21 protein-coding genes are annotated in these 23805 nt (G+C 53.4%); 7 read left to right on the forward strand and 14 right to left on the reverse strand.

Features of this window, described 5'->3' with window-relative positions:
• Positions 1–9: 9 nt before the first annotated feature.
• The 7 genes from CLV80_RS09635 to CLV80_RS09665 form a co-directional block, all read right to left on the reverse strand.
• Complete coding sequence (locus CLV80_RS09635) at positions 10–1005, reverse strand: KpsF/GutQ family sugar-phosphate isomerase (protein ID WP_106357420.1); 996 nt, start codon at positions 1003–1005, stop codon at positions 10–12.
• A complete protein-coding gene (locus CLV80_RS09640; protein WP_106357422.1) occupies positions 1006–2124 on the reverse strand; it encodes a polysaccharide biosynthesis/export family protein in 1119 nt (372 codons plus the stop codon). It abuts the gene before it with no gap.
• Positions 2124–3392 (reverse strand): capsular polysaccharide export protein, LipB/KpsS family, encoded by a 1269-nt coding sequence (locus CLV80_RS09645; RefSeq protein ID WP_106357425.1) that lies wholly within the window; start codon positions 3390–3392, stop codon positions 2124–2126. The genes CLV80_RS09640 and CLV80_RS09645 overlap by 1 nt, the downstream gene beginning before the upstream one ends.
• Before the next feature lie 590 nt (positions 3393–3982).
• A complete protein-coding gene (locus CLV80_RS09650) occupies positions 3983–5026 on the reverse strand; it encodes a TRAP transporter substrate-binding protein (RefSeq protein WP_106357428.1) in 1044 nt (347 codons plus the stop codon).
• Positions 5027–5105: 79 nt separating this feature from the next.
• Positions 5106–6275, reverse strand: a complete 1170-nt coding sequence (locus CLV80_RS09655) for an NAD(P)/FAD-dependent oxidoreductase (RefSeq protein WP_106357431.1) — start codon at positions 6273–6275, stop codon at positions 5106–5108.
• Complete coding sequence (locus tag CLV80_RS09660; protein WP_106357434.1) at positions 6276–6599, reverse strand: 2Fe-2S iron-sulfur cluster-binding protein; 324 nt, start codon at positions 6597–6599, stop codon at positions 6276–6278.
• A gap of 27 nt (positions 6600–6626) precedes the next feature.
• Positions 6627–7802 (reverse strand): cytochrome P450, encoded by a 1176-nt coding sequence (locus CLV80_RS09665; protein ID WP_106357638.1) that lies wholly within the window; start codon positions 7800–7802, stop codon positions 6627–6629.
• 119 nt (positions 7803–7921) lie between these two features.
• Here CLV80_RS09665 and CLV80_RS09670 point away from each other — a divergent pair, with 119 nt between their 5' ends.
• The gene (locus tag CLV80_RS09670) at positions 7922–8824 is read left to right on the forward strand and encodes a LysR family transcriptional regulator (RefSeq protein ID WP_106357436.1); all 903 of its coding nucleotides are present in this window, start codon (positions 7922–7924) and stop codon (positions 8822–8824) included.
• 3 nt (positions 8825–8827) lie between these two features.
• Here CLV80_RS09670 and CLV80_RS09675 read toward each other — a convergent pair whose 3' ends face one another.
• Positions 8828–10027, reverse strand: coding sequence for an ROK family transcriptional regulator (locus CLV80_RS09675; protein ID WP_106357641.1), 1200 nt, complete (start codon positions 10025–10027; stop codon positions 8828–8830).
• A 182-nt stretch (positions 10028–10209) separates the two neighbouring features.
• Here CLV80_RS09675 and CLV80_RS09680 point away from each other — a divergent pair, with 182 nt between their 5' ends.
• The 6 genes from CLV80_RS09680 to cynS all read left to right on the forward strand — a co-directional run bounded on the left by CLV80_RS09680 (position 10210) and on the right by cynS (position 16768).
• Entirely contained in the window at positions 10210–11229 is a 1020-nt protein-coding gene (locus CLV80_RS09680; protein WP_106357439.1) for a sugar ABC transporter substrate-binding protein, read from the forward strand.
• Positions 11230–11322: 93 nt separating this feature from the next.
• On the forward strand, positions 11323–12390 hold the full coding sequence (locus CLV80_RS09685) for an ABC transporter permease (protein WP_106357442.1): 1068 nt from the start codon (positions 11323–11325) through the stop codon (positions 12388–12390).
• Positions 12390–13154 carry an ATP-binding cassette domain-containing protein gene (locus tag CLV80_RS09690; protein ID WP_204353976.1) on the forward strand — a complete coding sequence of 255 codons (765 nt, stop codon included), beginning with the start codon at positions 12390–12392 and terminating at the stop codon, positions 13152–13154. The genes CLV80_RS09685 and CLV80_RS09690 overlap by 1 nt, the downstream gene beginning before the upstream one ends.
• Before the next feature lie 498 nt (positions 13155–13652).
• Positions 13653–14504, forward strand: coding sequence for a formate/nitrite transporter family protein (locus CLV80_RS09695; protein WP_106357446.1), 852 nt, complete (start codon positions 13653–13655; stop codon positions 14502–14504).
• 55 nt (positions 14505–14559) lie between these two features.
• Positions 14560–16278 carry a bifunctional protein-serine/threonine kinase/phosphatase gene (locus tag CLV80_RS09700; protein ID WP_243394492.1) on the forward strand — a complete coding sequence of 573 codons (1719 nt, stop codon included), beginning with the start codon at positions 14560–14562 and terminating at the stop codon, positions 16276–16278.
• 22 nt (positions 16279–16300) lie between these two features.
• The gene (cynS, locus tag CLV80_RS09705) at positions 16301–16768 is read left to right on the forward strand and encodes a cyanase (protein WP_106357449.1); all 468 of its coding nucleotides are present in this window, start codon (positions 16301–16303) and stop codon (positions 16766–16768) included.
• A 24-nt stretch (positions 16769–16792) separates the two neighbouring features.
• On the opposite strand, the gene CLV80_RS09710 is transcribed toward cynS, so the two are convergent.
• From CLV80_RS09710 to CLV80_RS09730, 6 genes are all read right to left on the reverse strand, one after another.
• Positions 16793–17752: an FAD:protein FMN transferase gene (locus CLV80_RS09710; protein ID WP_106357452.1), complete on the reverse strand. Its 960-nt coding sequence runs from the start codon at positions 17750–17752 to the stop codon at positions 16793–16795.
• 43 nt (positions 17753–17795) lie between these two features.
• Entirely contained in the window at positions 17796–19178 is a 1383-nt protein-coding gene (locus CLV80_RS09715) for an ankyrin repeat domain-containing protein (protein ID WP_106357456.1), read from the reverse strand.
• A 76-nt stretch (positions 19179–19254) separates the two neighbouring features.
• The gene (locus CLV80_RS09720) at positions 19255–21240 is read right to left on the reverse strand and encodes a PepSY domain-containing protein (protein ID WP_207766554.1); all 1986 of its coding nucleotides are present in this window, start codon (positions 21238–21240) and stop codon (positions 19255–19257) included.
• A gap of 29 nt (positions 21241–21269) precedes the next feature.
• Positions 21270–21398: a hypothetical protein gene (locus tag CLV80_RS18745; protein WP_279338297.1), complete on the reverse strand. Its 129-nt coding sequence runs from the start codon at positions 21396–21398 to the stop codon at positions 21270–21272.
• Positions 21399–21404: 6 nt separating this feature from the next.
• A complete protein-coding gene (locus CLV80_RS09725) occupies positions 21405–21743 on the reverse strand; it encodes a DUF2271 domain-containing protein (protein WP_165793358.1) in 339 nt (112 codons plus the stop codon).
• A gap of 348 nt (positions 21744–22091) precedes the next feature.
• A complete protein-coding gene (locus CLV80_RS09730; RefSeq protein ID WP_106357467.1) occupies positions 22092–23792 on the reverse strand; it encodes an ABC transporter ATP-binding protein in 1701 nt (566 codons plus the stop codon).
• Positions 23793–23805 lie beyond the last annotated feature (13 nt).

A 23805-nucleotide genomic window follows, 5' to 3' on the forward strand; every position in this document is an offset into this window, starting at 1 on the left:
CGTTAACGCTCACTCCTCTACTCCGGCCCGCAAGCAATCGTGGATATGCAACAGGCCAAGCATCTTGCCGTTATCATCTACAACAATAGCAGCCGTAATTGCCTGACTACTCATGAATGTAAGAGCGGCGGCAGCAGTGGTTTCTGGAACGACTGTTTTGGGCGGGCCAGAAACAAGATCCGCTGCCCGCGACTGCCAAAGACGCGCTACGTTGCGACGCATATCGCCATCTGTGATCAGACCAATCACGTCGGTTCCTTTACAAACCATCGCAGCACCGAAACCTTTGGCAGACATCGTGATCACGACCTCTTGCATCGGCATTTCAGGTGCAACAATTGGCAAGGCATCCCCGGTGTGCATAAGGTCCCGCACTGTCAGTAAGCGTGCGCCAAGTTTACCACCGGGATGATACCGCCGGAAATCCTGGGGTTCTGTTTTTGAAAGGTGGCTTACACCAACTGCAAGCGCATCACCAATTGCCAAAGCAACTGTCGTCGACGTTGTCGGCGCAAGGCCGTTCACACAAGCCTCTTGCACCTTGCCATGTGCAATTACGATCTTGCTCGCTTTACCCAAAGTGCTGTTCTCAGATGCCGTAACGCCGATAACAGGGATTTCATATTCGCGACAATATGCCAATAAATCACCCAACTCGGTTGTTTCACCAGAATTGGATAGAACGAGCACAACACTGTCATCGTGAATGATACCAAGATCACCATGGCTCGCCTCGGCCGCATGTAGAAACACAGACTGCTGACCAAGCGAACGAAACGTGGACGCAATTTTGCGACCGATGTGCCCACTTTTACCGACGCCAGCGACAACAACCGGACCACGGGCTGCAAAAATCATCTCTGCAGCGGCACACAGTTTGTCAGGTGGACAGGCGGACAAATGTTTCAGCGCGTCTGCCTCAATCGCAAGTGTTTGCTGGACTACCTCACGTAGACTGAAGGAAGCAGGCCGCGACACGCGATCATCAGGAACAGTATTAGGCATTTAGTTCCCTAAGCTTTGGACGCTGTTCGCACTACTTACAACGGGTCCAATAAGCGTCGCAACAAATTTTCGGAACTCACTTGCATCAGCGGTGGCAACATAAATTATGTCAGTTTCTTTCAACATAAATTGGTCAGCCAAAAGAAACGCATCAGCACGCGCAAAATCAACCCGGTAAACAATAGGGGTTTCCGTATTTATTCGTGCACGGCGGAACACAAACACAGAATTGGGCGCGGCCTGCATATCATTGAGCCCACCCACCTCGGCAAGTAAGTCAGACAGCGTCGGATTAGCCGTATTCAGGTTGGTGTTTCCTGTGCGTGAAACCGCACCATACACGGCGTAACGCCTTGGTACATGTGTCACCTGAACGGTGTCACCCGGCAGTATAACAATATTATCAGCGGCATGGCCTTTTAGGTCGTCCATCCGCATGCGACCGGAATGCATGCCACGCGAAACCGCGATCTCTGCCTCCCAAGTTGGGTGCGGCACACCGCCCATTTGCGCAAGAAGATCCAACAGCCGAATACCATTCGCAGGAATGTCAGCCCGCCCCGAAGTTCGCACATCACCCAATACAATCGCAGTCCGCGAGGACGTATCTGTAATACGCACGTTGATTTCGGGGTCAATCGCCTGACCTTGGTATTTTTCCAGCAACACCTGGCGTACACGCGAAGTCGTTAGACCCGCTACATTGATACGTCCGGCGTATGGCACTTCTATCGTACCAGCATTTGAAACTTGGAACGATAGAACCGTTTCACGCTGACCCGAGGATGCAAACAACCCATCATTTGCAGTTTCCCAAATGCGCAGCTCAAGCACATCAGCCACCGAAATACGTTCATTCTCTACTAAAAAACGCTGCGCGCGGAAACCATTCGGGAATCTGCTAACAGCAACCTGCGACTGCGGAAGCGTCGCAGCCGTCACGTTCACAAGATGAAACTGGGTTACGGCTTCGTCCGTACCAACCTCAAACGCGGCGGCTTCAACAATTTCATCTGTAGACGGACCAAATGCGGGTAAACTTGAACAACCGGCGAGGACCAAGGCCAAAAAGACACATCCGCCATAACGGCTGAACGACTTAAGTCGGGTAAGCGGCATTAAACGACTTCTTCCTGTTCGCGACTAAGCACTAAATCTTGCTCTAATTTCTTAGTGATTGCATCTACAGCAACCTTGCGACCTTTTACATAGTAAAAGTCCCCGGGAAGAAGCGCGTGCGCTTTCACAGTCTCAATGAACGCGTCGGCGCATTCCACTGATTTAACTTTGCGCGAAGCAAGAAACGTCTGAATAGTTGTTGTTTCAGTCCCCACAGTCACCAAATTTTCATGACGATATATGGCATCGCCAAGCACCAGTACTGGAATGTGATGATGCAGCGCTGAAAAGGCAGACGTGGAATTGATAACGATCATACCAGACGCATGATTGACGACATCGCCAATCGCACCGTAATTCAATACCATAACACGATCAGAAAGATCCAGTTGCCGTGCGGTTTTCTCAATGAAACGCCGTGTCTTTCCGACGCGCCGATCCATTGGGTGAAGCTTAAAGACAATCGCATCTTTGGCAGCACTGTGCTTAAGCGCGCCCAAAGTATCAGAAATCAGCTTTTCGTTAGACCAACCACGCGCCGCAAACTGTAGCTGGCTGTCTTGTGGAGTCTGCAAGGTAACAACGATGTACTGACCATTCAGTTCGTTTTTCAATCGCTTTAGCTTGGTAAAGGTTTCAAACCGCGCGAATGCACGTGATCCCATATGCTTAGCCCAAGACACAGCGAGCGCACCAATCCCTTCGTGCTTTCGATGGAACAGTGCGACCTCATCCGGTGACGATCTAAAGTCGCGGACGAGATAATAAATGGTCGACCAAATACCTAACGCCCCATACTTTCGTGGCATATCTACTGGCTTCGGAGTGTTTTGCGGCGCGTCCTGTTGCCGCTTCCAATCACACAATGGCGAGCTATCGTTGTTACCGCCAAGCTCACAAGTGATAAAGCCGGACCTTAAATAACCTTCTTCAAGGCAGATCACGCGAACGCCAAACAATGCCGCAACTTTTCTTGCAGTAGCGTGCACTGGACGCCGGGCCCCGAAGACAACGATATAATCAGGGCGATTATCCCGCATCTCGGCCTCTAGCCATGCGGTCCAATCGTCAGGTGACCCTATAAAACGAAAACACTCGCCACCACCGGCGAACAGTTGGTCAGCGGCATTAAACACAACTCTTTTGGTTGCAAACCCAGAGGCGCTTAGTCCGCGCTGTAGCTCTTTAAAAAACGGGCCAACTGGCCCTTGCAAGATAAGAACTTTGGGAGTCGCCATCGTATTAGGCTGGTCTACGTAGTGAAACATCACGACCCCGCACAAATACCGTCAAGGGCAAATTGCCCGTGTGATCTGGCGACAAACGCATACGCAGTTCGAGGGACAGGCCCTTTACTTGGGTTGCGTGGCATTAAGTTATCTCGTGTAATCACTGTTTCTTATCTGCTGTAGATTTACATATTAAACCAATACGACACTTACGCTAATGTGACCCAAAGATCCGAATTTTGCATCACCGCTCCGTTTCGTACTTTCACACAGATTGCAAGACATGAACGCTTTCTCGCTAAAGGTTAGATCGTGTGTACACGTTACGCTGTATGTTGGTCTACCTTCCTTGTCATAGTGCAGACATGGTGACCTTTTTAAGGCTTTTTACTGTTCTGAATTATCTCGGCCAAATATCACCTAATTGCGCTGTTTTTTCAGCATAATTGCGTCACCCCCCTATCAATCATTGCAAAATTGAAATGAAATTGCGTGACGCAAGATACACACGCCAGAATTAGTTAGGCATGAATTACGTTAGGTTATACTGCCCTGTCTTGTGATTCGGCGTTTTAGAATTGGACGGATGGCCCACACAAACACAACATCAACGCGCGCCATCCAATTTCTTACCCAGCGTCAAGCAGCTCGTTCGCCCGGGCAAGGACTGCGGCACCGTCGTGGCCAAAGCCGTTCAGCTTTTCGACCCATTCCGCATGCACGGGTTCTGCAATTTCGCGCCATGCCGCGATTTCTTCGGATGCGATTTCGCCGATCGTATTGCCTTGCGCTTCGACAGCCGCTTTGCCTCTGGTTTCGAACTCATCAAACTGGCGTCCGATACGCTGCGACAATCCCGCGCCTGAGTGCGCGTCGATAACCCCACGCAGATCGTCCGACATGCCCTCGTAAGCAGCTTGGTTCATCAGCATTGCAAACGTGTTCGCATATAGTCCACGTGACGCAGGCGCTGGTGCAGAGGTAAAGCCCGTCAGCTCTTGCAGTTTGAACGCTGGAACGATCTCGTATGGTAGACAGCATCCATCGATCACCCCACTCGATAGGCCGACGACCATCTCGGTTACTGGGAAGAACACCGTTTCGGCCCCGAGTAGTTCAAGCATCTTACCAGTTGCTTGGTTCGGTGCCCGCAGTTTCAAACCGCGCAGGTCATCCGCAGTATGGATCAACCCATTGCGGGTGTGCAGCTTGCCGCCATCGTGTGTATGAAATGCCAGCGTCTTGATACCGGCATAGTCGTCTTGGCCGAATTCTTCCATCAACGTGTGCATCACCACCGATGTCTTTTCGGCGTTGGTTACCATGAATGGCAGCGCAAGCGTTTCTGCTATCGGGAACCGGTCAGGTGTGTAGACTGGTAAGGTCCACGAGATATCGCAAATACCCTGACGTACTTGATCAGGCAACTGAGGCGGCTTGCCACCAAGCTGCATCGACGGGAACAACTGAACGTCAATCGCACCATTCGATGCCTCACGTATTTCATCCGCCCACGGCACAAAGAACTGTGAATTCATGGGTGCGGGTGCGGGCAGCATTGAGTGTAAACGCAGCGTGACTTCGGCGGCATTTACACGGCTCAAAAGCGCGGGCGTCGCAAGCGCGGCCCCCGCGCCAGCCAGCACGGCTCTTCTCTTTAGTTTTTGTTTCATCGTTTCCTCCCTAGGTGTTGTCCGGCACTCCTCCTGCCGGGTATATGCGCCCATTACTTGGCCGCTTATGCGGGTTACATCATACCAGCACCTCTGCTGGGGTGACGTCAAATTTTTGTCGGGTCAGCGGCACGCCGCTCGCCATGCCTTTGCGTGCAGTCATATGGACCTTGGCGTTGTTGATCGTTTCAACTGCAGTGATCCGCGAGCCACAAAACCTTAACACGGTTCCATCGGCCAATTCCTCTGCAGTGTCAGTTGGCCCCGCTAGGCCAGCGATCTGCAGCTTCCAATCTGCTTGATCAGACCAGAACCACGGGACGGCGCGGTAAGGCGCATCAGCCCCCTTGGCGATACGCTTTGCAATCAACCGGGCGTGGTCGGTCGCGGCCTGAACGCTTTCCAGCCGAATACTTCGGCCCGTCACCGGATCGGGGAATGCAGCGCAATCGCCCAGCGCCGAGATTGCAGGATCAGAAGTGACAAGCATTTCATCAACGACAATGCCATTGTCGACTTGAAGCCCCGCCAGTTTAGCCAGCTCAACGTTAGGAACAACACCCACGGCAAGCAGTGCCAGATCAGTGTCTACATAGCGCCCTGACGCCAAAGTAAAACCTCCTGCATCAATCTCAGCGACACCATCACCCAAGATAATTTCGGTGCCCAGTTGTCGGTGCTTTTCGGCGAACCTTGCAGACATGGGCTCCGATACCGCACGCGCCATCAAACGGGGGGCAGCTTCGGCCACTGTCACGCTATGGCCTAGCTCGCGTGCCACTGCCGCGAATTCCAACCCGATAAAACCGCCCCCGATCACGCCAACACGCACCCCGTTGACCAAGAATGCCTTGATGGCGCTGGCCTCATGAAGCGTCCGCAGGCCGACGCTATGCTCAAGCCCAGCGATCTGCGGGCGAAGGTTGCGTGCACCTGTTGCGATAATCAGATGATCATAGGCAATCTGTTCGCCGTCTATCTCGACTCGGGCATTCGCCCGATCAATGGCGCGGACCCAACAGCCCATACGCAATTCGATCTTATGCGTCTCAAAAAAACTATCTGGCCGCAGAGATAACGCCTGAACTGTCCCACCTTTCAGATAAGCCTTGGAAAGCGGCGGGCGTTGATACGGACGTCCCTGTTCATCGCCGATCATTAGGATTTCACCGTCAAACCCTTCTTGCCGAAGGCTTGCCGCGGCCTGAAAACCGCCTTGCCCAGCACCGATGATGACAACACGTTCCATCTAGGCCAGCTCAGACGGAAGACGCACGACCATCCCATCAAGGGCATCGGTGACTTTGATCTGACAAGTCAGCCGAGAGGCGTCAGTTACTTCGGTTTCGGCGCAGTCCAGCATATCATCTTCGCCATCACTTTTATCGCCAGTTTTCTCTGCCCATTCATCGTCGATATAACAGTGACAGGTTGCGCACATCATCGCCCCGCCACATTCAGCAAAGATGCCTTCGATATTATTGTTGAGCGCAGTCTGCATCACGCTGTCACCCACGGTTGCCTGCACGGTCTGCGCGGCGCCATCGGGTTGAATGAATGTAATCGACACCATGATGTGCCCTTTCGTAAATACCTGCGGTTAGTCCAAATAGATCGGTAGGTTGAGCGGTCCGCGAAATCCGAACCCGCTCCAAACGACATCTTCGGGGTTGGGAAGCTGCATGTTGGGAAACCGATCAAACAATAACGGCAGCATAATATGCCCCAGTGTCCGGCGGGCGATTTGCGCACCTGCGCAGTGATGCGGCCCACTGCCGAATGATTGATGGGGGTGCTTTTCGCGGAAAACGTTAAAGCTTTCTCCGTCGTCAAATATCGCCTCGTCGCGGTTCGCGGATGCCTGAATGGTCATGACAGTTTCGGCTTTGGGCACGACAACATCGCCGATCTGAATTTCTTGGGTCGTGCGGCGGCCAGAGACCTGAATTGGCGCAACCCACCGGATCCCTTCCTCAAAGGCGTCCATCCACGCCTCTTGGCGTTTCACCTCTTCCAACTGGTCCGGGTTGGTCAGCAATCCGTAGACAATCGTTGCCAAGGCATCACGCGGTTCGTTGATGCCGCCGCCGATTGCGATTTTAATATTGGCGTACATCTGGCTAAGCGGAATTGGGTTTTTCGCGCGAAGCATGACCGAAAACGCAGAGTTGTTCGGCTCTGATTGATGGCGCGGGATGATCTTTTCGAACAGCGCGTTCATCTCGGCGTTGGCTGCGTCGGATGCCTCAAACAGCTTGGGGTCGCGCCCAAAGTTTCCGGCACCGTCGATCAGCCGCTGCGACCAGCGCTGCATTTCTTCGTCTGTTGCGTCCTCTAGGCCCAGCATATGCGCCAGAATGCGGGCTGCAACGGGTCCACATAGTTCAGAGAACAGATCAACCGTTTCACCACGCGGAAGGAGCGACACGTATTCTTTGGCGATCTTTTCGTAGAGTTCTGCCCAATCAGAGCGAATAACCTTTGGCGAAAACGAAGGCTGCATCGCCATACGTTCTGCGCGATGTTCTGCACCATCCTTGCGCATCAAAGTATGTGCCTGAAACGCAGGTTTCATCGGCGTCATCGGATCATCCGAGCTAAATATCTCGGGGTTTTCTTTGATCCATTTCGTATGCTCTGCCGTGGTCACAAAAATACGGTTCGTCTGTGCCACACGGACCACCGGTGTTTGCGCACGCATCTGTTTGTAGATCGGATATGGATCATGGGTGAGATCGGCCAATGTGACCGTCTCGTTAACTGGAATATCCAACATGACTTTGTTCCCCCCCGTCATCACCTCCCCTCCCAAGGTGGTGTTTTGACATGGAACCTTTTGCCACTGTATCAATCAATACGATGGTATAGATAGATAGGATCGGAATTTCAGATAGCATGACGAAATCATTCGACCCGCTCACCATCGACTTTCGTGCACTCGAGGTTCTTATCAGCGTCTATCGCCATAATTCGTTTACGCGCGCGGCCGAAGATCTTGAAATCAATCAGTCCGTTGTAAGCTACACCATCGAAAAGCTGCGCGGCGTGTTCAGTGACCCGCTATTCGCCCGCGAAGGCCGTAGCCTCATCGCTACTGCCCGTTGCGAAGAAGCCGTAACCGAAGCGATCGATCTTGTGCAGCGGTTCAGCCAATTGACCGCCGCCCAAGACTTTGACCCAAAAGAAAGTGCGGGGACGATCACCATCGCCTGCAATTACTACGAACGGGTTTTGATTATACCGCGCGTGGTCCATGCGATCCAAAAACAAGCGCCGAACCTAAAGATCGAAATTGTTGATTCATCATATCTTGGCCACGACCGCCTGCTCCGGATGGAAGCTGATCTGTTGATCGGCCCGTTCCAAAAACTGGGCGCGGCGTTCTATGGACGCAAGCTGTATGATGATCGGTATGTGTGCGTGATGGATTCCGAACACCCGTTTGCTGAAACCACGTTGACGTTGGACCAATACCTGCCGCTTGACCACATCTACATCACCTACGGCGGAAAATGGAAATCACGCTATATGCAAGTGCTTGAACAAGAAGGGCACGCAATTTCGATCGCGATCAAGGTGCCAAGCCCAGCGGGCATTCAAACCCTTATCGCTGGAACCAACCTTGTCGCCACTGTTCCCGAACGACTATCGCGTGAAATTGGTAAAGGCTTGCGGATTACACCATGCCCAGTGCCAACCCCGATTGATATCCAACTCGTCTGGACAACGCGCACACTGAATTCACCCATGCACAAATGGGTCCGCGATCTAATCGTTCAGCAATGCCGCCTGCTTTGACCCTTAGCCGACAGATAGCCCCGCATTCGTATCAAGCAAGAACTGCGAAAAAATCGGTCCACTCGCCGCGCCCAGCGCACGTGCATTCCCGCCAATCGTCCCGCTTTCGATTACCGGCGGGATCAGCCCGCGCGTATCTTGGTTCGAAATATAGCGGCGCACGCGCTCAACAAGATCAGCCCTGATTTCATCTGGAAAAGATCCGTCAATTAGGATGGCTTCGAAATCAATCACTGCGCACGTCGACAGGCTTGCTTTTGCCAGCTCTTGGGCAGTTTGACCCAACCAAGGTTCAACGTAGCGCGTGATTTTTGACCAATCTTGCGGATTTTGCCAAATCATAGCAGGGTCAAGATCGACCTCTTCCAACCGTGTTTCAAGCAGATGAATTGAAGCCATATCGACCAACTGCTTACTTTCCCCGTGCAGGCCGATGCTGCGCAGCGACCCCAGCGCACCCGCGTTACCTTGGCGGCCAGCGACCACAGAATGGTTCAACACGATACCACCACCGATGAATGCACCTACAAAGAAGTACGCATAGTCAGCAAAGTTTTTACCCCGGCCATAAACATGTTCCGCCTGACAGGCAGCAGTCGCGTCATTGACCAATGAAACGGGTAAATCACTGAAAGTCGCGATTTGCGCGGAGATGTTGATATCTTTCCATGACAAAAACGCTGGTGACGGTTCACCAACTAGATCATCCCAGTTCCACATCTCGAATGGTGCAGCAATGCCTAGCCCGCAAATACGTTTGGCAGTGCCCGGTGGCAACGCCCCCGATATTTCGGACATTCCTTTTGATAAAAACCCAAACACCTCTTCTGGGGTTGGAAAGGTATAGCTGATGTGGCGCTGTTCACGGACTTGTCCCGTAAAATCCATAAGCAATAGATCAGCCGAGCGGCGCCCGATCTTAAGCCCGAACGAAAGCACTCCGTCGGGTGAAAGCCGCATTGGCACAGAAGGTTTTCCAACCTTACCGCGTGTCGGTTCACCCCGAACAAGCAGGCCGTCGGTTTCAAGTCGCTTTAGAATCGCCGAAACGGTAGGGGGTGAAAGCGATGACAGCTTAGCAAGATCACTACCCGGCATTTCACCGTGACGTTGAAGCAAAGATAGCAAAAGCCGTTCATTGTGGTTGCGCACGCCCCTTTGACTTAGGCCCGCACCGAACGATTTTATAACTGTGTGCTCCATCCCAGCCTTCATAGTATGCTCTCCCGCAGGAAGGAATACATGAATTCCATTAATAAATAAAGTTAACTAATTAATTGACAGCCGCGTGAAAATCGCGTTGTTTGTCCGCATTCACTTCGATCCGTTCGAAGCGAGGAGGTCGGGGGATACCCCATTTTATACAGAGTTTCTGGGAGGAAATCATGAAAAAGCTTCTTATCGGTACAGCACTGGCTGCCATCACATCAGCTAGCGGCGCGATGGCTGCGGGCCACGGCACATCTGCATGCCTTATCACGAAAACCGACACTAACCCGTTCTTTGTGAAGATGCGCGAAGGCGCTGAAGCCGCAGCAGAAGCTGCCGGCATCACATTGCGGTCATACGCCGGTAAAGTTGACGGCGACCACGAAACGCAAGTTGCTGCGATCGAAACATGCATCGCTGATGGCGCTTCTGGTATTCTGATCACAGCGTCTGACACATCTTCTATTGTTGGCGCAGTGACCCAAGCACGCGACGCGGGCCTGCTGGTTATCGCTTTGGATACACCACTAGACCCAATCGACGCTGCGGACGCAACATTTGCAACCGACAACTTCCTTGCTGGTGAACTGATCGGTCAATGGGCCGCGGCGACGCTTGGCGACGAAGCCCCAAATGCACGTATCGCGATGCTTGACCTGGCCGTTAGTCAGCCAACCGTTGGCGTTCTGCGTGACCAAGGTTTCTTGCAAGGCTTTGGCATTGACTTGGGCGACCCGAACAAGTGGGGCGACGAAACTGACCCACGGATTGTTGGTAACGATGTCACTGCAGGCAACGAAGAAGGCGGTCGCAAAGCTATGGAAAACCTGCTCGCGGTCGATCCATCAATCAACGTGGTCTACACTATTAACGAACCAGCCGCAGCTGGCGCATATGAGGCGCTGAAATCATTTGGCCGTGAAGATGACGTACTTATCGTTTCCGTCGATGGCGGTTGCCCTGGCGTGCAAAACGTTGCTGACGGCGTGATCGGTGCGACTTCACAACAGTACCCACTGTTGATGGCATCCAAAGGCATCGAAGCGATTGTTGCTTACGCAGCCGATGGTACGCTGCCAGAAAACACGCCCGGCAAGAACTTCTTTGATACGGGTGTTGCGCTTGTCACTGATCAGCCCGCTGACGGTGTCGAAAGCATCTCTGTCGCGGAAGGCACGGATTTGTGCTGGGGCTAAATCTAGTCTGAGCTAAATACACGAGGGCGAGCAAACTGCTTGCCCTCGTTTGTCTATGCCACGCCACTAAAAATCTAAAAAGGGGAAATCAATATGTCGGGGGATGCTGACAATTTTGAAGCTGCGGTAAAGGCAAAGGGTGCCGAAGCCGTCGCGGAGTTTAAAGATACGCGCAAGGGCGTTCTCGCAACGGTCCAACACGCGTTACATGTGAACCCAGCGCTTGTGCCGCTGTTTGTTTTGGTCGCTTCAATCATCGGTTTTGGCCTGCTGCTTGGGTCCAAGTTCTTTTCGCCATTTGCATTGACGCTCATCCTTCAACAGGTCCAGATCGTCGGTATCGTGGCGGCAGCCCAAAGCCTTGTGATCCTGACCGCCGGGATTGATTTGTCAGTTGGCGCGATCTTGGTTCTGTCGTCTGTCGTCATGGGACAATTCACGTTCCGCTATGGGATACCTGTCGAAATCGCGGTTGCCTTTGGCCTGATGACAGGGATGATTTGCGGTTACATCAATGGCTGGCTTGTTGCAGTGATGAAGTTACCGCCGTTCATTGTGACCCTTGGCATGTGGCAAATCGTTCTTGCCGCGACATTCCTATATTCCGCAAACGAAACCATCCGCGCCCAAGAGATCGAGGCGAACGCCCCTCTCTTGCAATTATTTGCGACCAAATTCCAAGTCGGCGGAGCCGTATTCACAGTTGGCGTCGTGTTTATGGTGCTTCTAATGCTCGTGCTTGCTTATGTGCTGAAACAAACCGCTTGGGGCCGACACGTCTATGCGGTCGGCGATGACCCTGAAGCTGCACAACTTTCGGGCGTCAATGTGCGCCGCACACTGATTTCCGTCTATGTGTTGTCCGGACTTATCTGCGGGTTTGCAGGCTGGGCTATGATCGGGCGTATCGGTTCAGTTTCCCCGACCTCCGGCCAACTGGCCAATATTGAATCAATCACGGCCGTTGTGATCGGTGGGATTTCATTGTTCGGCGGGCGTGGCTCTATCCTTGGTGCGCTGTTTGGTGCGCTTATCGTTGGGGTGTTCACGCTTGGCCTACGGCTTGCTGGGGCTGACGCACAGTGGACCTATCTATTGATTGGTGTGCTTATCATTGCGGCCGTTGCCGTGGACCAATGGATCAGAAAGGTATCTGCGTAATGGAACCCATTCTCAAAGCTCGTGGGCTGGTCAAACGCTACGGCAAAGTGACCGCCCTAGATCACTGCGATTTTGATCTCTATCCCGGCGAAATCCTCGCCGTGATCGGGGACAACGGCGCCGGGAAGTCCTCCCTGATCAAAGCGATTTCCGGTGCTGTTGTGCCTGACGAAGGCGAAGTTGAACTCGAAGGACGCAAAGTACGCTTTACCTCGCCGACAGACGCGCGCAAGGAAGGGATCGAAACGGTCTATCAGACGCTCGCCATGTCCCCTGCCCTGTCTATCGCAGACAACATGTTCATGGGCCGTGAACTGCGCAAGCCCGGATTCCGTGGGAAATGGCTGCGCCAGCTAGACCGCCCTCGCATGGAAAAGATGGCCCGCGATAAGCTAACCGAACTTGGCCTGATGACGATCCAGAACATCAACCAAGCCGTGGAAACACTGTCGGGCGGTCAACGCCAAGGCGTCGCCGTGGCCCGTGCCGCCGCATTTGGGTCTAAGGTCATCATTTTGGACGAACCAACGGCAGCACTTGGGGTCAAGGAATCGCGGCGCGTTCTTGAACTTATACTCGACGTGCGTGCACGTGGCATTCCGATCATTTTGATCAGTCACAACATGCCGCACGTGTTCGAGGTCGCCGACCGGATCCACGTGCACCGGCTAGGCAAGCGGCTATGTGTGATCGACCCCAAAGATTACACAATGTCCGATGCAGTGGCCTTTATGACTGGCGCGAAAGACGCGCCTACCCAATAAAATAAAGACGTACGAAGCCATTTGGGTTTCGTGCGTTTTCATTTATTCCCAAAATTACAGTCTTACCTGCGCACAATTTATATCTGTTCGCCCGAAGTAGTGCTTAAATTTATTGCACGTTGCCAATTTTGCGCATTTTCCGTGCAGCTTATGCCATCACGCATATTCAAATCCTTGCAATGCAGCGGCAACGCCCCATACAAATTTCCTTAGACGCGTGGGCAGGATCGTCCGCGACACGTCGCAATGGCGCGACACAGTTTAGATACGGCAGCAGTAATGCTGTGCGTTTTGTTTCACCGAAAGTGTGTTCGGCGTTCAAAGTATCTTTGTTTTCTTATCCGCGCTGATCGCGCAGATGAATGTCTTTTACATTCTAAGAATGAACTGCCCGCCCGTGTTTCCTGGCTAGCCCAACGGACAGGAAAATTGATCCAATTTCATACCTCCGCCTGCCCGCAGGCATCTGTTTTTCTCCCCTCCCGAAAGGTTACGAAAATGTCGTATATCCAACCCAAGGAATTCGCGTCGAAGATGGTCGACGCAGGTGAATCCAAGATTTTCATGGCGACCAAAGACACGCTGATCCGTTCTTATATGGCAGGCGCGATCCTTGCGCTTGCGGCGGCATTCGCGGTGACCATCGCCGTGAACACCGGGAACTTCCTTGTCGCTTCGCTGCTTTTCCCCGTTGGCTTTTGCATGCTTTACCTGATGGGGTTTGACTTGCTGACAGGGGTGTTCACGCTTGCACCGCTGGCGGTTATCGCGAAACGTCCTGGATGCACATGGAAAGGCGTATTTCGCAACTGGGGGCTCGTGTTTTGCGGCAACTTTGCAGGTGCGATGACCACCGCCGTATTTATGGCCATCATATTTACGATGGGCTTTAGCCAAGAACCAAATGCTGTAGGCCAAAGAATTGGCCAAATCGGCGAAGCACGTACGTTGGGCTACGCTGCAGCTGGCGGAGCAGGTCTGTTGACCGTGTTTATCCGCGCCGTCATGTGCAACTGGATGGTTTCAACCGGCGTGGTGGCCGCTATGATGTCCAGCTCTGTATCGGGCAAAATCATGGCGATGTGGATGCCAATCCTTGTCTTCTTCTACCTCGGCTTCGAGCACTCAATCGTAAACATGTTCCTGTTCCCATCAGGCATTATGCTAGGCGGCGAATTCACGTGGTTTGACTACTTTGCATATAACGAAATTCCTGTGGTTCTGGGCAACCTAGTTGGCGGTCTTACCTTTGTGGGCGGCATGATTTACATGACCCACTTCCGCGAATCCCCAAAGCGGAATGCCACAGTCGCACGTAACGATGACACGTCATCTATGCCTGCTGAATAACGACTGACGTAGAGGCGCAGTTTCAAGCTGCGCCTCAAACCGTAGGGAGCGCGCAATGCCAAAGGATATGAAAGCCACCGATGCCTTAGGCATTTCGATTGGCCAATATTCCTCTACCGGCCGCAAGCCCCAAAACCAAGACTTTCACGGTGCGCTGATCCCAACGGGGCCGGCGCTTGCACTTAAAGGGGTCACTTTGGCTGTGGCCGACGGAATTTCGTCCAGCGCCGTCAGTGCCGAAGCCTCTGAAATCGCCGTAAAGTCGCTTTTAACAGATTACTACGCGACCTCTGACGCATGGACGGTTAAGACATCCGCGCTTCAGGTAATTGCGGCGACAAATGCTTGGCTTCACGGGCAAAACAGCACAGTGTCTGACATCAATGCTGGCAGGGTATGCACCCTATCCACGTTAATCCTAAAGGGACGCGAAGGACACATTCTGCACGTTGGAGACAGCCGCGTGCAACGTTTGTCAGGAACCAGCCTAGAGCCGCTGACCGACGATCACCGCATGACGGTTTCTCCCGAACAAACCTTTCTCGCGCGGGCATTAGGTGCAGGACCCGAAGTCAAAGTCGACTACCGTCGTGTTCCGCTTAGCAAGGGTGACATATTTTTGCTAACGACCGATGGCGTACACGACGTAATCGAAGGGTCTGACGTCAATAGCATCCTGCAAGAAGCCGCAGACCTTGATAGCGCCGCAAAAAAGATTGCCGATCTCGCTTTTAATCGCGCGAGTGACGACAACCTGACAGTCCAAATCCTGCGTGTGGATCAACTGCCTGCACCCGGCGTTAATTTGCAAATGGAGGCTACCCAGCTGCCGATTCCGCCGCTTCCGGGTGCTGGCGATATCATTGACGGGTTTCGGATTGTACGATCACTTCACGCGACTGCCCGCAGCCATGTCTACCTTGCTATCGCTCCGTCAGGAATGCGCGTCGCGCTCAAAATTCCTGCGACTGAAACAGCACAAGATGGGTCCTATCTAAACCGTTTTATGCTGGAAGAATGGATTGCACGGCGATTGTCTTCGCCCCATGTTCTAAGCGCGGCCAAGGTTCCCGAACATCGCAGCGCGCTATACGTAGTCACCGAATACGTCGAGGGCGCAACGCTACGTCAGTGGATGACCGACAATCCCAAACCTAGTCTTGATCAGGTTCGCGGGATCATCACCCAGATCGCAACAGGGCTACGCGCATTTCATCGCCGTGAGATGATCCACCAAGATATACGTCCCGAAAACATCATGATCGACAATGACGGCACCGTCAAAATCATCGACCTTGGGTCCGCATCCGTCGCAGGCGTAGAAGAAGCAGCACCGGGCACCTTAGGCGCAATGCCGGGCACGTATCAGTACACCGCCCCTGAATACCTATCTGGCGACGCAATTAGTTGGCGATCTGACCAATACGCATTGGGCGTCATCGCCTATGAAATGCTGACGGGCCGCCTGCCCTACGGCACCCAAGTTGCTCGCATCCGTTCGCGACGCGATCAAATGGCACTTCATTACCAAGCTGCACGCGATGAATACACCGGCGTGCCTGATTGGATGGATACCGCCCTACATAAAATGCTGCACCCAGATCCGATTAAACGTTACGACGCACTGACTGAATGCGTGGCGGACTTAAAACGCCCCAGCAATTCGTGGATCTCTGCCCACCAGCGCCCCCTGATGGAACGCAACCCTTTGCGTTTCTGGCAAGGTTTATGCGCAATCTTGGCATTATTGTGCATCACCCTTGCCGCCAGATAACCCCGCAACAGGAGACAATGAAATGAAAGACCAGCTCACGACATCCGCTCTCGACAAAGAAGACGTGACCGCATTGATCATCGCCGCCAAGAAAGAGCTGGGGCAAACTTGGGAAGGTATTGCTGCAAGCATTGGCATGTCACCAGTTTGGACCCATTCGGCATGCATGGGAATGAATGCAATGTCAGCCGAAAAAGCGCAGGCTCTTGTTTTGCTGCTCCAACTTCCACCAGAGGCGATTGCAGTCTTAGAAGAAAGCCCCACAAAGGTTTGGTCGCAAACCGTCCCAACCGACCCCTGCATCTACCGGCTGTATGAAATCGTAGGTGTGTACGGCCCAACGATCAAGGCACTGATCCACGAAGGATTTGGCGACGGTATCATGTCAGCGATCGATTTTGACATGCAAGTCACGCGCGTACCTAACGAAAAGGGCGACCGCGTTAAGATTGAAATGTCTGGCAAGTATCTGGGCTATAACGCTTGGTAATGCCTTTTCGGCAACCGGCCGACGCTAACGACACGTCTTTGCGATAAACGCATCGGATCTGATTTCGCGTAACCCTTCAGGTTCGCGGATCAGGAACAAAGCTGCAACATCGTTGTCGTAGGCAAACTTGGGGCCATCTTCGGAGCCCAGAACGTATAAAATGGTCGCAAGAGCATCCGCGTCCATACATGTGGCATGAAGGACGGTCACCGAAAGTAGGTCACCTTCCAACGGTGCGCCCGTGATCGGATTAATCGTGTGTGAAACCGCATGTCCGTCTATGTCGCGGCGGTTACGATGTCCGCCGGTTGTAGCAACGGCCAGATTATTCAGGCCAACTTCGTCAAATACAATACGGTCATTTCCCGGTACAGGTAGCTCTAAACCGACGGTCCACTTCTCACCATTTGCGCGATGTCCATAGGCGATAATTTCTCCGGACGCTTCAATCATGAAATTACTGACACCCATCGCTTGGACGGCATGGGCCGCTTTATCCACGGCAAACCCTTTGGCAAGCGCGCATAGGTCTAACGCAATCTCGCTATGCTTCAAAACTGCCGGTGGATCAGAGCGCAGCGCAAAACTTTCCAAGGCGGCACGCGCGGCCTCAGCATGTGTTTCTGTCGCTTCGGGGCGACAGACAGGTGTTGCATCAGGGCCAAAACCCCACCGATTTACAAGCCGACCCAATGCAATATTTAACGCACCACCTGACGCACGCGCGTATCTGTCTGCGCAAGTCATCACGGTATGCATATCAGTAGGAATGGTAATAAACGCGCCCGTGGGACCATCGTTTACGCGCATCAAGTCACTATCGGCGCGATAATTCGACATTTGAGTATCCACTTGTCGTAACGCGTTGAGCGCGCCAGCCGCAACATCTTCGCAAGAAACCCCGGCGACGGGCACATGATACATCTGCCATGCTCCTCCCATGACCGTGCCCTGCGCGTGATGAATATCTGAAATATCAGTCATAGACTTGTTCCCCCGCCTAGTTAGGCTAGGCGGGGGCCTTTGCTTAGTTAACCGCAGCAACCAAAAGCGCTTGCGCTTCAGTGCCTACAAGATTTTCGTTTTCAGCAACCATGTCTGCTGCAGTATCGCCAAAATCATCGCCCAATGTTGCGTCTGCCCCAGCATCTAACAGATATTGCACAGCTGCAGGGTCTTGCCCCTTTAGCGCAACGTGCATCAACGGGGACATCAATTCATCGTCTACCGCATTCACATCTGCCCCAGCTTCAACAAACCCTTTGATTACATCGAGAGAAAGACCAACGTCGGCCGCGGCCAACACTGTGTTGACGCCAGCGTTGTTTGATACAGTCACGTCCGCACCAGCGCCCATGAACGCAGTGATGATCTCGTCAGCACCGGAACGATCACGCCCTGCCGTGACGAGCAACGGAGAGTTGCCATCGGCGTCTGCCACGTTCACCTCTGCACCAGCGGCTAACAGCAACGCCACTACGTCAGCAGAGTTACGTTCGGCAGCGTAGAACAATGGAGTCTTACCCCGCGCGTCCACATCATTCACATTGTTGCCCGCGTTCAGAAACATCCGAATAACATCGTTACTATTGCGGTACGCGGCCACTGATAAAACAGACCGATCCTCGGCAGTTGTTGCATCCGCACTAAATCCGTTTTCAAGCAAGAAGTTGAACACATCGACAGTTTCATTACGTACCGCAGCAAGGAGTAGTGCGTCAGAACCGGTATCTGACGTCACAGCATGAACATCCGAAGAAAGAGCCATCATCTTCTTGATCACATCAAGGTTGCTGTTCCGTTCAGCCGAAAGCATGAATGCGTCAGACCCATTAGTCGTGCGCGCTGACACATCCGAGATGCTTGCGATGTATTCAACCGTTGCAAGATCACCATTGGATCGTGCAGCGGACAATGCTGCGTTACGTCCTGCATCGTCGGTGGCATTAGGATCAAGCCCTTGTGCAAGAAGAAATTCGAAAACGGCTTGGTCCGTTTGTCCGAACGCCGCATAGCCCAGCGCATTGCGACCGGATTCTTCAGTCGCAGTGACGTCTCCACCCAGTGAGATAACATGCTCAACCATGGCTAAATCACCGTAACGACCTGCCCAAAAAATCGCCGGACGACCGTCATGGCTGGGCCGGTTCACGTCAGCACCTTGTGCAACCAGATAATCCACCACTTCCGTAGACGCACCTCCGCGGATCGCCCGCACCAGTGGTGTGTAATTTCCATCACCCAGTTCAACTGGGTCAGCACCCCCCGCAATCGCGGCTTCGACGGCGGCTAGATCTGCATCTTTCCAAAAATCTGAGTCTAACAATGGGTTTTGAGCATAGGATGGCAGTGTAAATGCGCTGACAGAAAGTGCCAGGGCAGCCAAGTTCGGTGTGATTTGAAAGCGCATTGCTTTTCCTTTTCCATTTACGAGTCTCCGGCATTTGCCGATCAATAGACATCTTCGAGGTAGCGATTGCGGTGTTTCAGTTCAGAGACCGAAAGCCCAATTTCAGCGGCCAGAATGTCGATTTCGTTGCGGACTGCGGCGGCCATTGCTGTGCCCCCGCAAACCATGATCGTTGCGCCTGATTGCAAACGATCGATAAGACGGGTGCGGTCGCCGCGAATGAGGTCTTGAACGTAAGTACCTTGATCGCTGCGCGACCACGCCGGACCAAAGGTTTCGAGGCGTCCGGCCTGCAGCCAATCATTAATGTCAGCTGCATAAAGCGCGTCCTTTTGCGGGTGTCGCCCCCCCAATACAAATCAACGCTGCGGCGCGGCTCGTTGTGCCGGATCATGCCGGTAAACGGTGCGATCCCCGTGCCAGCCCCAATCAAAACAACCGGGCGACGGCGTGGTAACTGGAACCTTTCATTGCGCGTAATCGAAACTTCGATCTCATCACCGTTCTCGAGATCGCAAAGCCAACCAGAGCACTCTCCCCCCTCAATACGCCGCACGACAATCTCAAGAAAGCCATCAGCGTGGGAACTCGATCCTAGCGAATACAGCCTAGGCACTGTGCTGTTGGGTGGATAAATTTCGACTAAGTCGCCCGGCCGATGTGCGGGCAGCTTTTTCGCTTTAAACCGAAGCACGGCGGTTGTAGCGCCGACAGACGCACCAAATATTTCACGACGTACAAGGTGCAGCGTCTGGGTTTTTGAGCGCTTTGGATCGTAATGTACGTCCAATTGCACACCAACCTCGTCAGACAACTTTCCGCACCAATCCCGAAATGATTGCGCAGATTGCTTATCGATATCGAACACAGGCATGAAAGGGTTGCCCAGTTTGGCCGTAAGAGCAGCGTCAGCGCGATGTGCATAACCGCAGAAATCCGGAAACGCTTTGTCGCCAAATGCAAGCGTCGCGTGTGCCGCGCCATTGCTACGGAACCGAGCCAAAGCGTTCAAAAACCGACTAGCGGATTTGGGTACATCACCATCCCCGTATGTCGACGCTAGGATCAACAAGTATTCAGCCGTTGGCAATTCACGGCGCAATTCGTTCATCGCCCCAAGCCGAACCGGCCAACCATGGGCATGGAACGCAGCATGCAGTGCCTTGCCAAAGCCCCAAGTTGCATTGCCTTCTGAACCGACCAAGATCACCACTTTGGCCGCTCCAATAGATGCATTGTTTTGAATGCGACCTCGCCCTTGCGATCTGTTGCGCCACCACACCATGATGCCCGTCACCGCGAAGAATGGCACACCCAAGGACGAGATGAACAACACAATTGCCCAAGGCCAAATCCCTTCAGCGGTGTGAAGTAAGGTGATATATCCCATAATTAGACCCGAAACAGGAAGCGGATCACGCGACAGTTCATCGCCAGCAAACTGGTCAACAAAGATGTAGGCCGTGTCTGTTTTAACAGCCCAAACATCGAACCAGTCGTCAGGAATTGGGAATACGACTTCGTCAACATCAGCTAAAGCAAGTGACTGAAGTCCGTGCAAATCCCACGGTGCAACGGCATCTAGTTCCTCGATACTCTCGGGATATGCAGGTGCGCGCCCAGATCCAGCAGGAACAATATCAAACGTGACCGCCGACAACCAAAGGGCAGTCACTGCAGTGATCAGCAGCGGCACGAATAACACTCGCCCACAAATGGAATGCAACGCGTCGGCTCCGCGCCCTTGGATAGGCGTAAGCATCTGGCGCAAACCACCCATTCGTCGCAGGAATAACGCAAAACCTGTGATGGTCAAAAACGTCATCGCCAGAGCCCCGATTGCGGACAAAATTCGCCCGTTTTCGCCCAATGTGAATGACCGATGCAGATCACGCATAAACGCATAAATCGCAGGCTCTTTGCGCTCCGGCAGAAACATTCCGGTGGCGGGATCGACAAAGCGTTCCTGCCGCCGGTTATTTTGCGCAAAGGCCAGCTTATACTGCCCCGAAGAGCCGCGCTTTATGCGTTCACCGTCGATTTCAGGATTTGCTTCTGCCACATTGCGCAACATGTCCGCGACAGAAAGGTTTACTGCCCACCGTCAGATATAACACGATCATAGACAGGCTGTGTCGCCAATATGGTACCGCTGATTGACAGCACCATTACCAACAACGACAGGGTCAGCCCAATGACCGAATGCACGCTACGCCACATAGGCGCTTAGTCCCACTTGTAACGAAGATACCGCACATAACCGGTGCCCGGAATTTTGTCGCCTTGCACTTCGGATGTTAGCGCAACTTCGACATCGGTCGGATGATTTTGCTGATCTTCCACTGATGTGTCAACGCGCACAGAATACCCTGCATCTAAGACCTCAGATTCTAGGTCGACACGGATAACTGTCCTGTCGCCGGGTGCCGTTGACGCGCCTGTAACAGCCAGCAAGTTTTCTTGAGCACGGCCAACATATTTCCACCAACGCGGTTGGTCAGGGTACCAACGTTCTTCGTCGCCAGACACCCATAACGTCCGTACGAAGCGATTGCTTGGATCCACCAGATAGAGCGAAAAAATACGCAGAATCGCCTTCGTAGTCGTTCAACTGAACAAGAAATGTCGCTTCGTCTGCCGCTGCTTGGCCTGCCGAGAAAAATGAACCAAGCGCCAACGCGGTTGAAGTACCTTTGAGAAAAGTAAGCAGGCCACGCGATAGGACGGCCTGCCGATGCGGCAGCCGCTAAAATCATGAGTACGCAAAATCGTCTCCAATCATGTGTTTTGGGATTGGCTCGAAGACGATGCGCCGTTGCATTCTCTAGCTGCGCGGCAGCTAGTTGACTATTTTTCTCAGGTAAAGGCGCTTTCCACAAAACACTTAAACCTCATGTGGCGTATCGCCGGTTTTTAGCCAAGCATCGCGAAATAGGCGGCCTGTCGTGCGACGAGTTCGTCGTGGGTCCCTATTTCGACGATTTTGCCAGCGTCGATGACCACAATTCTGTCAGCATGGCGGATTGTGTCTAGCCGGTGCGCGATGATCAGCGTTGTTCGTCCGACGGCAAGCCTTGCGAGTTCAGCCTGTACTTCGCGTTCCGTGCTGCGGTCGAGCGCTGAGGTGGCTTCGTCGAGCAGAAGCACGGGTGGATTCCGCAGGAAGACGCGCGCGATTGCGACCCGCTGGCGTTGACCGCCAGACAGCATCACGCCGCGTTCGCCGACGATGGTGTCCAACCTTTCGGGCAGGGTTTCGATTAGCGGTTCGAGCCGGGCTTGTTTCACGGCCTCGCGGATTTCTGCGTCGGTCGCGTCTAGCCGCCCGTAGGCGATGTTGTCGCGTAATGTGCCGCCGAACAGAAACACGTCTTGGGACACGAGGCCGACCTGTTTGCGCAGGGAATCTAGCGTCATTTTCTGAAGCGGCACCCCGTCGATCCGGATTTCGCCGCCGGTTGGGTCGTAAAAACGTGGGATCAGCGCCATGAGAGAGGTTTTCCCAGCCCCAGATGGCCCAACAAAGGCGACGGTTTCGCCGGGCTTCACATCTAGTGAAATGCCATGCAGCACACCGCGGGCACCGTCATAGCTGAGCTCTACGTTGTCGAATGTGATTTCGCCGCCAAGGGCTGGGGCGGGTGTTGCGTCTGCTGCGTCGGTAATGTCGGGCTTTTGCGAAAGCAGGTCCAAATAGCTGCGGAATCCGGCGATCCCGCGTGGGTAGGTTTCGACCACGGCGGCGATTTTTTCCAGTGGGCGGAAAAACACGCCAACCAGCAGCAAGAATGCGACATAACCCCCGGCAGACAGCCCGCCCTGAAACACGTAGCCAGCGCCAGCGACCATCACGACGACTTGCACCGCGCGCAGCCCCATATAGTGCAGCGCGGTGAGGGCGGCGATGATCCGGTATGCCTCTAGCTTGGTTTTGCGGTAGCGCTGGTTGTCGCTGTCGAACAGGTCGCGTTCATGGTTTTCGTTGGTAAAGGCTTGGACAACACGGATGCCGCCGATGCTTTCTTCGAGCCGAACATTAAACGCGCCGACCCGGCCATAGATGGCCTGCCATGTGCGTGTCATCCGTCCGCCATAGACGGCAAGAAGCCAGACCATCACCGGAACAATCGTGAGCGTGATAAACGCAAGTGGGGGATGCAGGTACAGCATCAGTGCGAATGCCCCGATGAATGTCATCAGCGCGATCAGCACATCTTCGGGGCCGTGGTGGGCGACTTCGCCGATTTCTTCGAGATCGCGGGTGACACGTGATACCAGTTTGCCTGTTTCATTGCGGTCAAACCATGTCCAGCTAAGCCGCGTAATATGCGCAAAGGCGCGGGCGCGCATTTCGGTTTCGATATTGATCCCAAGCGTGTGACCCCAATAGATCACCACTGCCATCAGCCCGGTATTCACCAGATAGACGGCAACCAGCCCAAAGGCGGCCAATACCGTCATGGCCCAATCACCTGCCGGCAGCAGTTGGTCGATAAACGCCGCAATGGCGAGCGGAAACACCAGTTCTAGAAGTCCCGATAAGATGGCACAGGAAAGATCCAGCCACAGAAGTTTCTTGTGTGGCCGGTAGTAGGCGAAGAATTTGCGGAGCATTTGGCTGCGTGAC

Source organism: Yoonia maritima (assembly GCF_003003285.1).
GTDB lineage: Bacteria > Pseudomonadota > Alphaproteobacteria > Rhodobacterales > Rhodobacteraceae > Yoonia > Yoonia maritima.

Bases quoted from the DNA above. Each gene is read 5' to 3' on its own strand.
- CLV80_RS09695 (WP_106357446.1), top strand. From the start codon at position 13,653: ATGTCGTATATCCAACCCAAGGAATTCGCGTCGAAGATGGTCGACGCA.
- CLV80_RS09660 (WP_106357434.1), bottom strand. From the start codon at position 6,599: ATGGTGTCGATTACATTCATTCAACCCGATGGCGCCGCGCAGACCGTG.
- cynS (WP_106357449.1), top strand. From the start codon at position 16,301: ATGAAAGACCAGCTCACGACATCCGCTCTCGACAAAGAAGACGTGACC.
- CLV80_RS09665 (WP_106357638.1), bottom strand. From the start codon at position 7,802: ATGTTGGATATTCCAGTTAACGAGACGGTCACATTGGCCGATCTCACC.
- CLV80_RS09690 (WP_204353976.1), top strand. From the start codon at position 12,390: ATGGAACCCATTCTCAAAGCTCGTGGGCTGGTCAAACGCTACGGCAAA.
- CLV80_RS09640 (WP_106357422.1), bottom strand. From the start codon at position 2,124: ATGCCGCTTACCCGACTTAAGTCGTTCAGCCGTTATGGCGGATGTGTC.
- CLV80_RS18745 (WP_279338297.1), bottom strand. From the start codon at position 21,398: ATGTGGCGTAGCGTGCATTCGGTCATTGGGCTGACCCTGTCGTTGTTG.
- CLV80_RS09655 (WP_106357431.1), bottom strand. From the start codon at position 6,275: ATGGAACGTGTTGTCATCATCGGTGCTGGGCAAGGCGGTTTTCAGGCC.
- CLV80_RS09730 (WP_106357467.1), bottom strand. From the start codon at position 23,792: ATGCTCCGCAAATTCTTCGCCTACTACCGGCCACACAAGAAACTTCTG.
- CLV80_RS09700 (WP_243394492.1), top strand. From the start codon at position 14,560: ATGCCAAAGGATATGAAAGCCACCGATGCCTTAGGCATTTCGATTGGC.
- CLV80_RS09650 (WP_106357428.1), bottom strand. From the start codon at position 5,026: ATGAAACAAAAACTAAAGAGAAGAGCCGTGCTGGCTGGCGCGGGGGCC.
- CLV80_RS09645 (WP_106357425.1), bottom strand. From the start codon at position 3,392: ATGTTTCACTACGTAGACCAGCCTAATACGATGGCGACTCCCAAAGTT.
- CLV80_RS09685 (WP_106357442.1), top strand. From the start codon at position 11,323: ATGTCGGGGGATGCTGACAATTTTGAAGCTGCGGTAAAGGCAAAGGGT.
- CLV80_RS09715 (WP_106357456.1), bottom strand. From the start codon at position 19,178: ATGCGCTTTCAAATCACACCGAACTTGGCTGCCCTGGCACTTTCTGTC.
- CLV80_RS09710 (WP_106357452.1), bottom strand. From the start codon at position 17,752: ATGACTGATATTTCAGATATTCATCACGCGCAGGGCACGGTCATGGGA.
- CLV80_RS09675 (WP_106357641.1), bottom strand. From the start codon at position 10,027: ATGGAGCACACAGTTATAAAATCGTTCGGTGCGGGCCTAAGTCAAAGG.
- CLV80_RS09680 (WP_106357439.1), top strand. From the start codon at position 10,210: ATGAAAAAGCTTCTTATCGGTACAGCACTGGCTGCCATCACATCAGCT.
- CLV80_RS09635 (WP_106357420.1), bottom strand. From the start codon at position 1,005: ATGCCTAATACTGTTCCTGATGATCGCGTGTCGCGGCCTGCTTCCTTC.
- CLV80_RS09670 (WP_106357436.1), top strand. From the start codon at position 7,922: ATGACGAAATCATTCGACCCGCTCACCATCGACTTTCGTGCACTCGAG.